Annotated in this window: 11 protein-coding genes; 4 read left to right on the forward strand and 7 right to left on the reverse strand. The window is 63.0% G+C overall.

Going from position 1 to position 13,501, the window contains the following annotated elements:
• Positions 1–139 precede the first annotated feature (139 nt).
• Entirely contained in the window at positions 140–1,150 is a 1,011-nt protein-coding gene (locus ACILSO_RS30295; protein WP_395741242.1) for a glucose-6-phosphate dehydrogenase assembly protein OpcA, read from the forward strand.
• 40 nt (positions 1,151–1,190) lie between these two features.
• Positions 1,191–2,132 carry a UbiA family prenyltransferase gene (locus tag ACILSO_RS30300; RefSeq protein ID WP_395741243.1) on the forward strand — a complete coding sequence of 314 codons (942 nt, stop codon included), beginning with the start codon at positions 1,191–1,193 and terminating at the stop codon, positions 2,130–2,132.
• Positions 2,133–2,409: 277 nt separating this feature from the next.
• On the opposite strand, the gene ACILSO_RS30305 is transcribed toward ACILSO_RS30300, so the two are convergent.
• From ACILSO_RS30305 to ACILSO_RS30325, 5 genes are all read right to left on the reverse strand, one after another.
• A complete protein-coding gene (locus ACILSO_RS30305; protein ID WP_395741244.1) occupies positions 2,410–3,159 on the reverse strand; it encodes a tetratricopeptide repeat protein in 750 nt (249 codons plus the stop codon).
• 11 nt (positions 3,160–3,170) lie between these two features.
• On the reverse strand, positions 3,171–5,201 hold the full coding sequence (locus ACILSO_RS30310) for an ABC transporter ATP-binding protein (protein WP_395741245.1): 2,031 nt from the start codon (positions 5,199–5,201) through the stop codon (positions 3,171–3,173).
• Positions 5,202–5,277: 76 nt separating this feature from the next.
• The gene (locus tag ACILSO_RS30315; protein ID WP_395741246.1) at positions 5,278–5,727 is read right to left on the reverse strand and encodes a hypothetical protein; all 450 of its coding nucleotides are present in this window, start codon (positions 5,725–5,727) and stop codon (positions 5,278–5,280) included.
• Positions 5,728–6,288: 561 nt separating this feature from the next.
• On the reverse strand, positions 6,289–6,975 hold the full coding sequence (locus tag ACILSO_RS30320; protein WP_395741247.1) for a response regulator: 687 nt from the start codon (positions 6,973–6,975) through the stop codon (positions 6,289–6,291).
• On the reverse strand, positions 6,972–8,360 hold the full coding sequence (locus tag ACILSO_RS30325; protein WP_395741248.1) for an ATP-binding protein: 1,389 nt from the start codon (positions 8,358–8,360) through the stop codon (positions 6,972–6,974). Before ACILSO_RS30325 ends, ACILSO_RS30320 begins: the two co-directional genes overlap by 4 nt.
• 263 nt (positions 8,361–8,623) lie before the next feature.
• On the opposite strand from ACILSO_RS30325, the gene ACILSO_RS30330 reads away from it, so the two are divergent.
• Positions 8,624–9,781, forward strand: a complete 1,158-nt coding sequence (locus tag ACILSO_RS30330) for a 3-dehydroquinate synthase (protein WP_395741249.1) — start codon at positions 8,624–8,626, stop codon at positions 9,779–9,781.
• A 95-nt stretch (positions 9,782–9,876) separates the two neighbouring features.
• Here ACILSO_RS30330 and ACILSO_RS30335 read toward each other — a convergent pair whose 3' ends face one another.
• Positions 9,877–10,215, reverse strand: coding sequence for a hypothetical protein (locus tag ACILSO_RS30335; RefSeq protein ID WP_395741250.1), 339 nt, complete (start codon positions 10,213–10,215; stop codon positions 9,877–9,879).
• 395 nt (positions 10,216–10,610) lie between these two features.
• Between ACILSO_RS30335 and ACILSO_RS30340 the strand changes: the two genes are divergently transcribed.
• Complete coding sequence (locus ACILSO_RS30340) at positions 10,611–11,549, forward strand: IS110 family transposase (protein WP_395741251.1); 939 nt, start codon at positions 10,611–10,613, stop codon at positions 11,547–11,549.
• A 50-nt stretch (positions 11,550–11,599) separates the two neighbouring features.
• On the opposite strand, the gene ACILSO_RS30345 is transcribed toward ACILSO_RS30340, so the two are convergent.
• Entirely contained in the window at positions 11,600–13,351 is a 1,752-nt protein-coding gene (locus tag ACILSO_RS30345) for an SMP-30/gluconolactonase/LRE family protein (RefSeq protein WP_395741252.1), read from the reverse strand.
• Between the last annotated feature and the right edge of the window lie 150 nt (positions 13,352–13,501).

Here is a 13,501-nt window from a genome sequence, read left to right on the forward strand (position 1 = left end):
GGATGATTCTCCGAGTCCTCGTGTCATGGCAAGAAGGATTTCGCAAATATTCCGGCCTGCAGCGGGTAGTCTTGCGGCAGAGAAACGACGCTCAAACCTTTCCTTGTGAAGCGGCGCGCCTGCGGCACTTTTTGTCTGCATGCCTGCCGTATCCAGCTTTGACTCCGACCTCGACCGTTTGGGACTCGAAACCCCCATCTCCGGCATCGACCGCGCCCTGAAAAAGCTGTGGGAGAGCGACGAGGCGAAAACCCGCGCCTCGCTGATCAATCTGGCGATCTACACGGAGGACTGCAGCGTGCTGAGCGAAGACAACGAGCTGCTGGACAATGTGGCCGCGCAGAATGCCTGCCGCGCGCTGCTCATCCTGGCACTGCCGGAGTCCCAGCCGCCGCGTGCACGGGCCTGGATCCAGGCGCGCTGCCGTCCCTACCAGGGCAAGCAGGTGGTGTGCAGCGAGCAGATCAGCTTTGTGCTCGAAGGCGGAGACGCCACGCAGGTGCAGAACATCGTGTTTGCCCACCTGGACTCCGACCTGCCGCTGGTGGTGTGGTGGCAGGCGGACCTTTCCAAGAACTTCGAAGAGCGGCTCTACAGCCGCATCGACACCCTGGTGATCGACAGCTCGCGCTGGGAAGATCCCGGCCGGCAGTTTGATGTGCTGCTGGCGGCGATGAAGGCGGGGGAGGAGGAGTTCAACGTGCGCGATCTGGCGTGGACGCGCTCCCATTTCATGCGCACGGCACTGGCCACCTGCTTTCAGGACGCCACGGCCTGCCGGAATTTTTCCAAGCTCACGACGATCCGGATCACCCATCTCAATGGGCAGCGCACCACGGCGCTGCTGCTGGCCGCATGGATCAACCAGCGGCTGAAGGCCAGCCTGGAAGTCGAACTGATCGAAAAGGACAGCGGGCCTGCGCTGCAGGGGCTGGTGCTGGAAGGGGAGGGCATCCGCGGCGAGGTGCACCGGGACTGCGACTCCTGCTTTGTGCGCGTGAACTCCACCTGCGGAGACCACAAGCACGAGGAACTGCTGCCCGCGGATGTGGACAGCGACGCGGAGCTGGTGAGCGAGCTGCTCTCCCGCTTTCATGGCAGCACGCTGTACTCCTCCATGCTGCCCTTTGTGCGCAGCATGCTGAAATAACCGTTCGACATTTGTCCCCGGGGATTTCAAGACTGTGGGCATGCGCCCCTGGCTCGAACTCTCCCGTATTTCCAATCTGCCCACTGTCTGGACCAACGTCGCCGCTGCGTGGCTGCTGGCCGGTGGCGCGGCCGCCGATCCGCGCTTTGCCTGGCTCCTGCTCGCGGGCTCGCTGATGTACACCGGCGGCATGATCTTGAATGACGCGGCGGATGTGAAGTTTGACACCGAGCACCGCAGGGAGCGCCCCATACCCAGCGGGAAGGTCAGCGCACGCGCCGCGTGGATCGTGAGCATCGCGCTGCTGGCAGGCGGAGCCACGCTGGCGGCGTGGCATGGCGCGCACCCGCGCGTGACGGCGCTGCTGGTGGCGGCGATCGTGTTTTACGATCTCTTCCACAAGAAATGGGCGGGCTCCGTGGTCATCATGGGATCGTGCCGGCTGCTTCTGTACCTGATGGCCGCCAGCGCTGTGACACCGGAAGCCTGGCTCCAGCCGGCAGCGCCCGAGACGGCGACCGCTTCTGCGCCTGGCGGAGCGGCGGCAGTCTCCGCAGCGCTGCCAGCCGGGTTCATCGCCACGCTGCCGGCGGCCTTTGCGCTCGGCTGCTATGTGGTGGGCATCACCCTCGCAGCGCGGTCGGAGCACAAAAGGGAAGGCATGGCGCCCGCGGCCTCCATGCTGCTGGCCCTGGCGCTGCTGTACACACCGGCGCTGGTGTTTGTGGCGCGCTTTGCCTCTTCGGGCGGGTATCCCATGCAGATCCTCATTCTGGCGGCCTTTGCCATCCTGATCTCCTACGCCACCCAAAGGCTGCGCAAAGGCGGCGCCGGCACCGGCGAAGCGGTGGGCCTCCTGCTGGCAGGCATCGTGATCGTGGATGCGCTGGCGGTGTCCAGTGCATCGGTCACGGTTGCGCTGGGCTTCGTTGCGCTGGCACCCGTGCTGAGGTTCTGGCAGCGCTGGGTGGCCGCGACGTGAGGAGGGAGTGCTAAGCCCCTCAGTTCTGGCTATCAGCGCGCGGCAGGCACCACGGCACCCGAACGTCCTCAGCGCGGCTTGAGGGGAAAGTACGACAGACACTCCTGTCTGTCGGTCAGCGTGTGGCAAGCACCGATGAGCACACGCCATACCCAAATCATGCGCTTGGCGTTGCGTGAGATCATTCGAAGGCGAATGACCCTGCGTGGGCGTTGATCGACAGACAGGAGTGTCTGTCGTACTGCCGGCAAAGCTCACGCCATTCCCATCCACCCGCTCACTCTCCGAGCTTCTTCCGCACCTTGTCGAGCTGCTGCTTGGTTTCCGCATCATCCGGTGCGATTTTCAGCGCTTCTTCAAACGCGTGTCTGGCCTCCGCATACTTGCCGAGTTCCACATACAGCAGGCCGAGATTGTAGTGGGCATTCAGGCTCTTCGGGTCCAGCTCCAAAGCTTTGAGGTAGGATTTCAGCGCGTCGTCTTTCTTTCCCATCTGGTCCTGCAGATTGCCGAGATTGAGATGGAGCATGGAGCTGGCGGGCTCGAGGAGGAGGGCCTGGCGGAGAGCGGCTTCGGCTTCCTTGAGCTTCTTGGAGCCTGCGAGGTAGGAGGCGTAGCTGTTCAGCGTGAAGGCGCGCTCCTTGTCATTCTCATGGCCTTTCTGCATGTGCAGCAGGAGCTGGAAGTCCACCTCCTCAAGATCATCTGGGGGCGCTGCGCCCCACTCGACGAGCATGCTCATGCGATGCACGCGGGCTTTGAGGCGTTTCATCTCGATCTCAAGGCGCGTCTGCTGGGAGAGCTCGAAGGCTTTCTGGTAGGCGGTCTCGGCCATGTCGTAGCGCTCCTCCTCCATGAATTCATCGCCCAGGGAAACATACTGGCCGATGATCTGGCGCGAGTGGTAGCGGTCCCACTGGTCCTGGATGGAGGGAATGAAAAAGGCCAGCAGCATGACGAGGGCACTGCTGATGGTGGCGAGGTAGGGCCAGATTTTATGGGGGTGTTTGTCCGGGCTTTCAGGCATGGGGGCCTCCTTCAGGCTGCGGCTTCGGTTTCTTCCTCTTCGTCTTCTCCTTCTTCAGACGCGTCTTCAGCATCCTCTTCTTCAATTTCTTCTTCGCCTTCTTCTGATTCTTCCTCGTCGTCCTCCTCCACGGCGTGGGCAAAGGCGGCGAACCATCCTCCGGCGTTGATCAGGGTTTCAGGCGTGCCCTGCTCCAAAATGCCGCCGCCGCCGAGGACGTACACATGGTCCGCCTCCCGCACCATGCTGAAACGATGGGCGATGATGATGATGGTGCAGCTGCCGCGAAGCTGGTGGATGGCATGCCGCACTTCCGCCTCGGTGTTGTAGTCGAGATTGGCCGTGGCTTCATCCAGCACGAGGATCCTGGGCTGGCTCAGCAGCACGCGGGCGATCTGCACGCGCTGGCGCTCTCCCACGCTGAGGCCCATGCCGTTCTGGCCGATCTGCGTCTGCAATCCTTTGGGCAGGCGGTCGAGGAGGTTTTTCAGGCCCGCCTGCTCCACCACCTTCATGACTTCGGCATCCGTGGCGGAGGGCCTCTTGTAGCGCAGGTTGTAGGCGAGCGTGCCGCGAAAAATGGCGCCGTCCGCCGCCACCATGCCGATGGCGCCGCGTACGCTGGAAGGGTCCAGCTTGCCGAGCTCCTGGGCATCGATGAAAATCTCTCCCTGCTGCGGCTCATACAGCTTCATCAGCAGATCCACCGCCGTGGTTTTGCCCGCGCCGCTGCCTCCCACGATGGCGGTGATCTTTCCCGGCTCGAAGGTCATGGAGATGGACTTCAGCACCTGATGGTCCGGCACATACGCAAAGGTGACATCGCGGAACTCCACGCGGCCGCTCTCCAGCTGCAGGGGCTTTCCGGTCTTCTCTCCGGTGTTGTTTTCCAGCAGGCGGAAGGCGCGGGAGATGGAGGCGACGTGCTGCTGCGTGTTCACCCACAGGCTGCACAATTCATCGATGGGGGAGTACAAGCGGTCCAGATAGGCGACGAACATGACCACGTCTCCAGGCGTGAGCTTGTGAATGAGCGCGAGGTAGCCGCCGCAGCCCAGCACCATGGCCGTGGCCAGATGGCTGAGCACGCCCTCCCAGAAGGCGAACTTGTTGGAGAGCTTGCTGCGCTCCACGTAGTTGCTGTACGCGGAGCTGGAGATGCGACGGTACTCCTGCACCTCCCGCCCCTCGGCACCGCTGAGCTTCACGGTCTTGATGCCCTCCAGCGCGGTGGAGATGCGGGCGCTCACGTCCTCCCAGCGCTCGTAGTAGGTGTTGAGCCCGGTCTCCAGCTTCTGCGAGGAGCGCCAGGCGATGAAGAGATACACGGGGATCAATGAGATGGCGATCAACGCCAGTGTCATGTTCTGGTAGAACATGATGGCCATGATGCCCACGAGGCTGATGATCTCCGGCAGGATCTGCTGGGAGAAGGCGCCGACGATGGCGCTGACCTCCTCGCTTTGATCGATCTGCTTGGCGATGGCCGCCGGGGCGCGCTTGCCGAAAAAACCCAGCGGCAGGCGCAGCACATGCGCAAAGGCCCCCTGGATGAACTCCTGCTCGATGTCGCAGTCCAGCTGCGCCTTTTTGTTCTCCGCGTAGAGCCAGAGGATGTAGCTGGCCACATTCACGCCGAGCATGAGCAGCACCGCGTAGAGCAGAGTGTCCACGGCCTCTCCCGGGGTGCGCTCCGCCACATGCGCGGTGGTGTGCGGCTTCTTCTCGTGCGTCTTCAGCGCCGGAGGCTGCGGCGGGGCAGGGGTGGCGGGCGCGGCGGTGCGTGCCGCCTGGATTTTTTCATGCAGGTAGTCCTCCAGCGGGCTGTCCCCCGTCTCGATGGCCTCGCCTGCCTCCACCTTGGCCTTGTCATGCGCGCGTTTGACGAAGAGTCCGGCAATGTCGTTGATGGCCTCGCGATAGATGAGCGGCTCCACCAGGCCCGCGCCGGTGCTCAGCAGGGTGATAAACACCACCAGCAAAAAGCGGCGGCGATGCGGCGCGACCAGCTTCCAAAGGTGGTTCAGGACTTCCTTCTTCATGCGTCCGCTCAATAAAACGGACCGTCCGCTGCGTCTGCAACACCTTTATGTGCGCATTCGCTGGGCATGCTGCCTATCAATACGCCGCCGCGGCGAGGGGAAAGGCCGGCACGTCCCAGCTGCCGGCGGTCTGTGGCAGGGCGAAGATGTGCTCTCCCGCCAGCACCTTCCGCACGGCGCTGAGCTTCGCGGCGGTGCTGCAGCTGGCCGGCACGCAGCCGTGCGCCCCGGAGCGCATGACGTGCCCTGCCTCCAGCTGCTGCTGCGGCCCCGCGACGATGAGCAGCTTTAAGTCAGGATAAAGAACCGTGAGATCTCTGACCAGCTCCAAAACGCGATGCTCCCGCATGCTAAGGCTGAGAACGAGGAGCTCGGGTTTGTACCGGGACACGGCAGTGAACAGGCCCGAAGCGGAGGTCACCGCAGCCGCGAGCACGAGATCTGCCTGGGCTTCCAGTGCCTCACGAAAATCCGCAAGACTGGCAGGCTGATTGTCGGCAATGACGATGTGACGGGGACTGTTCATGGCGAAATGACCGGGGGTTGGGGGTTGCTCTCATTCTCATGATTTCGGCAGGCGCCAGCCATCAAAGAATTGGATCAAAACTTTCGCTTTTGCGGGCTTGTGCGGACTTGCTGTTTTTGGAGAAAAATCGCGAACCTGGGAACATGACGCGGGTGACGTGGTGGTCACGCTTTCATGGCTCCGCAGCATAACGTTGGGTGCATGCGCTACCATTCGTGCAATTGCAGCCGAGGCATCAGCATGTGCGCCGTTTGGTGTTAGGTGCCGGGCCTACCTGCTTTTGATTTCTGCGTGTGGAGTGTTTTGAGCAGAAAGGTCGGCACGACATGGAACGTGAGCGCACGCACCACGCATGCCCGCGGAAAAGTACGACAGACACTCCTGTCTGCCGATCGACGTGTGGCAGACACACGGAGCTCACGCCACATCCTCAGCAGCCTGCTTGGCGAAAGCCCGAGAACATTCGAAAGCCAGCATAGCCTGCGAGAGCGCTGACCGACAGACAAGAGTGTCTGTCGTACTTCATGCAAAGCGCGCGCCGCGCCCTGCCGAGCCACTGCGTCACTTCAGCACGTCCCGCTGGGTCTCCACCCAGCGCACCGCCTGGCGGATCATCTCGGCGCTGGTCACGAAGTCCATCTTCTCCTTGATGTGATCCCGATGCACCGAGACGGTCTTGGGGCTCAGGTTCAGCTGCGCGGCGATCTCCTTGGCGGTCTTGCCACGGCCAAACAGCTCAAAGATTTGAAACTCGCGGTCGCTGAGTTTTTTCAGCGGAGACTCGCTGGACCCGCGCGGCCTCGGCGTGGCGAAGGATGCTGCCAGGTGGGCGGCCAGCCGGGAGCTCACGTACACGCCGCCCTCCAGCACCTTGTGAATGGCGTCCAGCAGCGCATTGCCGGGGCTGTCCTTGCTGACGTAGCCGCTGGCGCCGGCGCGCAGCGCGCGGGAGGCGCAGAGCATTTCATCGTGCATGGAGCTGACGATGATCTTGAGCCCGGGGTGCAGCGCGCAGAGGTCTTTGATCAGCTCCAGGCCGCCGCGCCCCGGCATGTTCAGGTCGGTGATCAGCAGGTCCGGCTTCTCCTGGTTCACCAGCGTGATGGCGTCCGCCTCATTGGTGGCCATGCCGCAGATCTCAAAGCGCGGGTCTGACTGCAGGATGAAGCGGTAGCCGTTGATCACGGCCGGGTGGTCATCCACAAATGCGATGCGGCAGGTCTTGGTGCTTTCAGAGTCGGTTTTCATGGGGAATTGGGGATGTAAACGGCGATGCGCGTGCCACCGGCGGGCGGAGCACCGTGCTCCATCCGGCCACCCATCACTTCAGTGCGGTGCTGCATGATGCGGAAGCCGATGCCGCCGCCGTCCAAAGGCGCCTCCGGCAGCCCGCAGCCATCGTCATCTATCTCGAGCACGAGGAAGTTTTTCCGCCGTTCCAGCCCGATGCGGATCTCTGCGGAGTCCGCGTGCTTCAGGGCATTGTTCACCGCCTCCTGGGCGATGCGGTAGAGATTGCACGCCGTGGCCTCGCTGATCTCATTGACGGGGTCCGGGCACTCAAACACGCAGCGCACGCCGGAGCTGCGCGTGGTGGCGTCTGCCAGCGCCTGCAGCGCATGCTCCAGCCCCTGCTCCCACAGCGGCACGGGGGCCAGCCCGTGGGAAAGCGCGCGCACCTCCGCCAGCGTCTCGCTCAGGCTCTGGCTGGCATGCTGCGCGTGCTCCGCATGGGCCGGCGCATGCGCCTGCAGCTCGGCATGCAGCCCATTCATGGCCATGAGCACGGCGGTGAGCTGCTGGCCGATGCCGTCATGAAGCTCGTGGCCGATGCGGCGGCGCTCGTTCTCCGCGGAGTCGATCACCGCGCGCTCCAGCTCATTGCGCTCGCGCTCACGGTCCGCCAGGCTCTGCGTCATCTTGCGGAAGGCCTGGGAAAGCTCATGCACCTCGTCCCCGCCGTGCACGGGCTCGATGCTGGGGACGCGGCCTTCGCCAAACTCACGCACAGACCTCGCGAGCCGCTCCAGCCGCCTGGCCACGCCGAAATGCAGCGTGGCCCACAGGCACAGGCACATGAGGGCGATCACCGCCGCAGACCACGCGATGCGCTGGCGTGCGTCCTGGTGCGCATGCGCCACCGCATTGGCGCGGTCATACACCAGCAGCAGCTTCTCCCGGCCCTGCGGAGAGACTTCCACGGGAAAGACGGCCAGCACGATCACGTCTCCGCCGTCCAGCGTGGGAGCCTCCATGATCTTGCCGGAGCTCTCCTTGGCCCGCTTCCACGCCGTGGCCGCAGGCGTGTCCTCCGCGGACCTGCCCTCCCACTGGGCGGAGGAGCAGGCCATCACCCGGCCGTTTGCATCCACCACGGCGGCGATGCTCAGCCAAGGCACATGCTGCCAGTCGGAAAGGCTCTCGCTCAGGGCCTTGATCTCCCCCAGCGCCAGGTGCTGCCGCGCCAGCGCCGCGAGCCGCACGCCCGTGGCCTCCGCCTGGATGGACACATCATTGAAATCGCGCTCCAGATCGTTCGCCAGATCCAGTTCATAATCCAGCCACGTCGAAACGATGCCGAGCAGCAGCAGCAGCGCTGGAATGAGGAATCGAAGCGGAGGTGGGAAATTCACTGCGAGGGGTTGGAAGGCAGGGCGCTCGTGGGCACGCTCATGTTGAATCTCGAGGGTGGCCTTCTCAATCACCCCAGCAGGCTATTTCCCTGGGGTGCTGGACAGGAGGGGCATTTAGCGCCCCGCCAACCCAGAAAGGCCGGGCAAAAAGCCGCCGCCGGGGCGAAATGCAGCCTCAAAGGCTAGAACGGGCATTCCGCCGCCGTATGCCCTTTCCCTTTGACCTTGAAGTGGGTCCGAGCGACAGAATCGACCCCCCGTTAATGATCGAGAAAAAAATCAGGCTTGAGCACACCCATCGCATCTTGTTTACGCGAGAAGCCTTTGCGCCCAGAAACAACACCATCCGCGATCTGCTCCGCCTGGAGCAGCCGCACAAGCTGCCACGCGTGCTCGTTTTCGTGGATGAAGCCGTGGCCACCGCCAACCGCGACCTGATCGACGACATCATGGCCTACGGCCAGGCGCATGCGGACACCTTCACCATGGTGGACGATCCCATCGTCATCCCCGCCGGCGAGCCCTGCAAAAACGACTTCCGCCTGGTGGAGTGCTGCTGGGACGCCATCAATGAAGCCGCGCTGGACCGCCACAGCTACGTCTTCGTCATCGGCGGCGGCGCCGCGCTGGATCTCGTCTGCTTTGCCGCCAGCACCGCGCACCGCGGCATCCGCCACGTGCGCTTTCCCACCACCACGCTCAGCCAGGGAGACGGCGGCGTGGGCGTGAAGAACGGCGTGAACTACTTTGGCAAAAAGAACTGGGTGGGCAGTTTCTCCGTGCCCTTTGCCGTGGTGAATGACTTCCTCTTCCTGGAGTCCCTGCCCAAGCGCGAGCGCCGCAACGGCATCATCGAGGCCATCAAAGTCTCCCTCATCCGTGACCGCGCCTTCTTTGAGCAGATCGAAGCCATGGCCGACGACCTCGCCGCGCTCAAACAGGAAGCGCTGGAGCAGGTGGTGCAGCGCAGCGCCGAGCTGCACGTGGAGCACATCGCCACCGGCGGCGATCCCTTTGAGCTCGGCTCCGCACGCCCGCTGGACTTCGGCCACTGGGCCGCGCACAAGCTCGAGCAGATCTCCAAATTCTCCGTCTCCCACGGCGAGGCCGTCGCCATCGGCATGGCCGTGGATCTCGTCTATTCCCGCATGCAGGGCATCCTGGACGCCGACACGTGCGAGCGCGTGCTGAAGCTCATCGAGCGCATCGGCTTCGCCACCAGCTCCCCGCATCTCATGAACACCGGCCGCTCTGGCGAGCCCGCCATCCTCGAAGGCCTCGAAGAATTCCGCGAACACCTCGGCGGCGAACTCACCGTGACCCTCGTCCCCGAAATCGGCACCAAGCTCGAAGTGCACGAGATGAACCGCGTGAAGATTCTCAATGCCGTGGTGGAGCTGCAGAAGCGGGCTGCTGCATAAAAGTACGACAGACATTGCCTCACTTCGTTCGCCCTTCGGGCAGCCTGCGGCTGGCTGCCTACGCTGCGCTTCGTTTCTTGTCTGTCGATCAGCGCTCACGCGGGCTCTCTTGTGATCGAATGATTCAAGACAGCGCCAAGCATGCCGCTGAAGGTGTGGCGCATGCTCAGTGTGTTTGCCGAGCGCTGATCGACAGACAGCAACCGTGTCAGTTGGCAGGGTTGGAAGTTAGGATCGGCGATCAAACGGTTGAGCACGCAAAGCATTTTGCGCATGACCGCGGTGATGGCGACCTTGAAGGGTTTGCCACGTTTGAGCAGGCCTTGGTCAAAGGTGTTGAGAATGGGATTGATGCTCACGCTGCGCACTACGGCCATGTAGAGCACTCCGCGCACCTTTTTGCGCCCGCCCTGGATGTAGCGCTGGCCACGCATGAGGCCGCTATCGTAGGGTGTGGGGCGATGCCTGCGAGGGAGGCGTTGTCGAGGCTGCCGAGTTCGGGCAGTTCGGCGAGGCCCTTCATCTGCTGGAGGCGCCGGGCCGTCTTGTATGTTGTTTTCAGGTTCCCGCATTGAGCTGCATTGCATAAGATGCGGGGCCGATTTTCGGCACCTGGGGGCGGCCGCCCCCAGGTGCCGGGCAGCACAATGACCGCCAGCGTCTTTGCACCGCCTCACGGCGAGTCCGAACTCCAGCTTGGTCTTGTGCTGCCTCATCGGTTTGAGATCGAACAGTTGCCTGAACCCGTCTCCCTGCCTCACGACATGGCACGGTGTTCGAATAACAAGGCTGATCCACCCCAATACCAACTCCACCCCCATCCTCCACCATGTCCCCTGACATTGTCCACCTCGGCGTTGATGTCTCCAAAGACTCCCTCGACGTCCACTTTCTCACCGAGTCCTTCTCGGTGGCCAACACCGCCGCCGGTATCCGCCAGCTGCTCAAACGCATTGCCAAAAATCCATCTGCAGCCAAGGTCCATGTTATCTGCGAGGCCACCGGCGGCTACGAGCGCCTCCTGGCTGATGCCATGCACCGCGCCAAGGTGACCCTCAGCGTGGTCAACCCGCGTCTGGTGCGCGACTTTGCCCGCGCCAAAAACCGCCTGGCCAAGACTGACCGCATTGACTCTGCCATGCTCGCCCAATATGGCGCTGTGATGCGCCCGCAGCCGACTGCTCAGCCTGATGCCGCCACCCAGCGTCTGGCGCTTCTGGTCGCACAGCGTGACAGCCTGGTTGAGGAGCGGGCGCGCCACAAGACACGCCTTTTGCAAACCACCGAGCGCTGCCTGCAGGCCGTGGCGCGCCGTGTCATCACCTGCCTGAGTTCTGAGATCGACAAGATCGAGCAGCTCATGCGCAAAACCGCCGCCGCCAGCGCCGCCCTGACAGAGAAGTCCGCACGACTCGACAAAGTGGTGGGCGTCGGCTGGCGCAGCGCCCTGAGTCTGTGTGCGCAGATGCCGGAGCTTGGCAGCCTCAACCGGGCCCAGGCCGCAGCGCTCGCAGGGCTGGCTCCTTTCAATCGTGACAGCGGCCGCTGGCGCGGCCAGCGCCATATCAGCGGAGGTCGCGCCCCGGCGCGTCGCACGCTTTACCTCGCATGCCTCTCAGCAGTGCGCAAAAATACTCTTCTCAAAGCCTTTTACCAGCGGCTGCGCGCTGCTGGCAAGCCCGGCAAAGTCGCGCTGGCGGCCTGCTCCCGAAAGCTTGTGGTGCTGCTGAACAGCTCCATTAAAAACCCAAAAATGAGCCTTGCTTAAAACACAGCTGCTGGAGTGACTGTCGTACTTCCTGACAGCGGGCGCGCTTTTTACAGCCGCGGCTTCTCGGGCTTGATCGTGGCCTCGGCGGAGCGGACGCCTTTGACCTGCGTTTTGCGTTTGTAGATTTTATCGGAGCTGCAGGCGTAGAGTTCGTCGAAGTTGGCGCCGCCAAAGACGACGTTGGCGAGCCACTTGCGCTGCGGTTTGGCGATGATGCCGTTGACGCGCCCGGCCTGGTCGCAGAACTGGATGCCGGCGTGGGTGGCGACGTAGAGTCGGCCCTTCGTGTCGAGGGTCATGCCATCGGCGCCGCTTTCCATCACGCCGTCGGAGATGCGGAGGTGGTGGTAGGGCTGCTTGGCGGAGAGGGTGCCGTCGGCTTCAATGTGGTAGCTCCAGATGAACTGGCCGCGCATGTCGGCGACGAGGAGGAGGCTTTGATCGGGTGTGAGGCGGATGCCATTGGGGAAGGCGAGGCCGGTTTTGTCATTGGTATCAACCACGCTTTTTTCGCCATTGGGTTTGATGAGCCAGATTTGTTTGTGGGGCGGGTCGGTGACGTAGAGATTGCCGTTGAGGCCGATGCAGAGGTCGTTGGAGTCGATGCCTTCTGCGATGACGGTCATCTTGCCGGCTTCATCGTAGGAGACGATCTGCTTCTTGCCGCTGGCGCAGGCGAAGAGGCGGCCATCGGGGCCAAACATGAGGCCGTTGGCCTTGCCGGTGTTTTCAGCGAAGACGCTCACCTTGCCATCGAGGCCGATCTTGTGGATGCGGCTGTTCGGGATGTCGGTGAAGAAGACTTCGCCTTTCGCATTCGCGGCGGGGCCTTCGGTGAAGCCGTAGCCCTCGCCAACGAGCTGCCATTCACTACCAGAACCTAGCACTTCCATGACCGGGGCACGGGAGCCGGTGCCTTTGGTCACGGGCTTGGGCCAGTCTTTCCAGAGCCAGCGCATGGCATCGGGGAAAATGGCGGTGGCGTGCTTGCCATTGTGGCCGCCCTCGCCCCAGATGTGGTTCACTTCATAGCCTGCGAACTCAAAGGCGGAGAGCATTTCCTGATTGGCGAGGAACCAGTTTCCGCCGGTGCCGTTGGCATCGTTGCTGCCGTCTTGCAAAAACACGCGCAGGGCCTTCGGTTCGGCTTTGCGAATCATCACGGGATAGTCATTGCCGCCGCGCTGGTCGACGTAGGTGCCGATGCTGCTGAACACGCGGCTGAAGGCCTCGGGCCGCTCCCAAGCGGCGGTGAAGGCGGCGATGGCTCCGCTGCTGCTGCCGCCGATGCTGCGGTCATTCCCCTCATGCGAGAGGCGGATGGCGCGGCCATCTGGCAGCGTGATCTTTTCCACGGCGGGCAGGAGTTCCTCAAGGATGAAGCGTGCGTAGTTCTCGCCCAGGCCGTCGTATTCCACGCTGCGGTTGAAACGGTCGAGCTGTGTGGCGGGATCGGCCGCAGGCACGCGGCCGTGCATGACGAAAACGCCGATGATCACGGGAATCTCCTTTTTGGCGATGAGATTGTCAAAGACGACCGGCGCGAGGTTTTGGATGCCGTCCTGGTTCACATGCACGCAGGCAGGCTTGTTGGGAGAGTATTGCTTCGGCACGTAGACCCAGTAGTCGCGCACGGTGCCGGGGAAGATCTTGCTGTTCTTGAATTCGAATTTCAGCACGTCTCCCTTCGGCACACCATCCTGCGGCTTGGAGTCGGGGCCGGGCTGGTAGTCGTCTGCGGCGTGGGTGAAAACGGACAGCAGGGAAAATGCGAGGGCGAGGAGGCGGGTTGGGCGCATGGCGTGGAGTGTGAAGTGTGTCTGGAGACATGCCACTGCGAAGTTGAAGGGACATTCGTCTTTGCCGCAGAGGAGCAGAGAGGCAGAGAAAGCAGTGAATGGATTCAGTCTCTGCCACCGCTTCACCTTTGCCTCTCGGCGGCAAAACGT

Source organism: Prosthecobacter sp. (assembly GCF_044226605.1).
Lineage (GTDB): Bacteria > Verrucomicrobiota > Verrucomicrobiia > Verrucomicrobiales > Verrucomicrobiaceae > Prosthecobacter.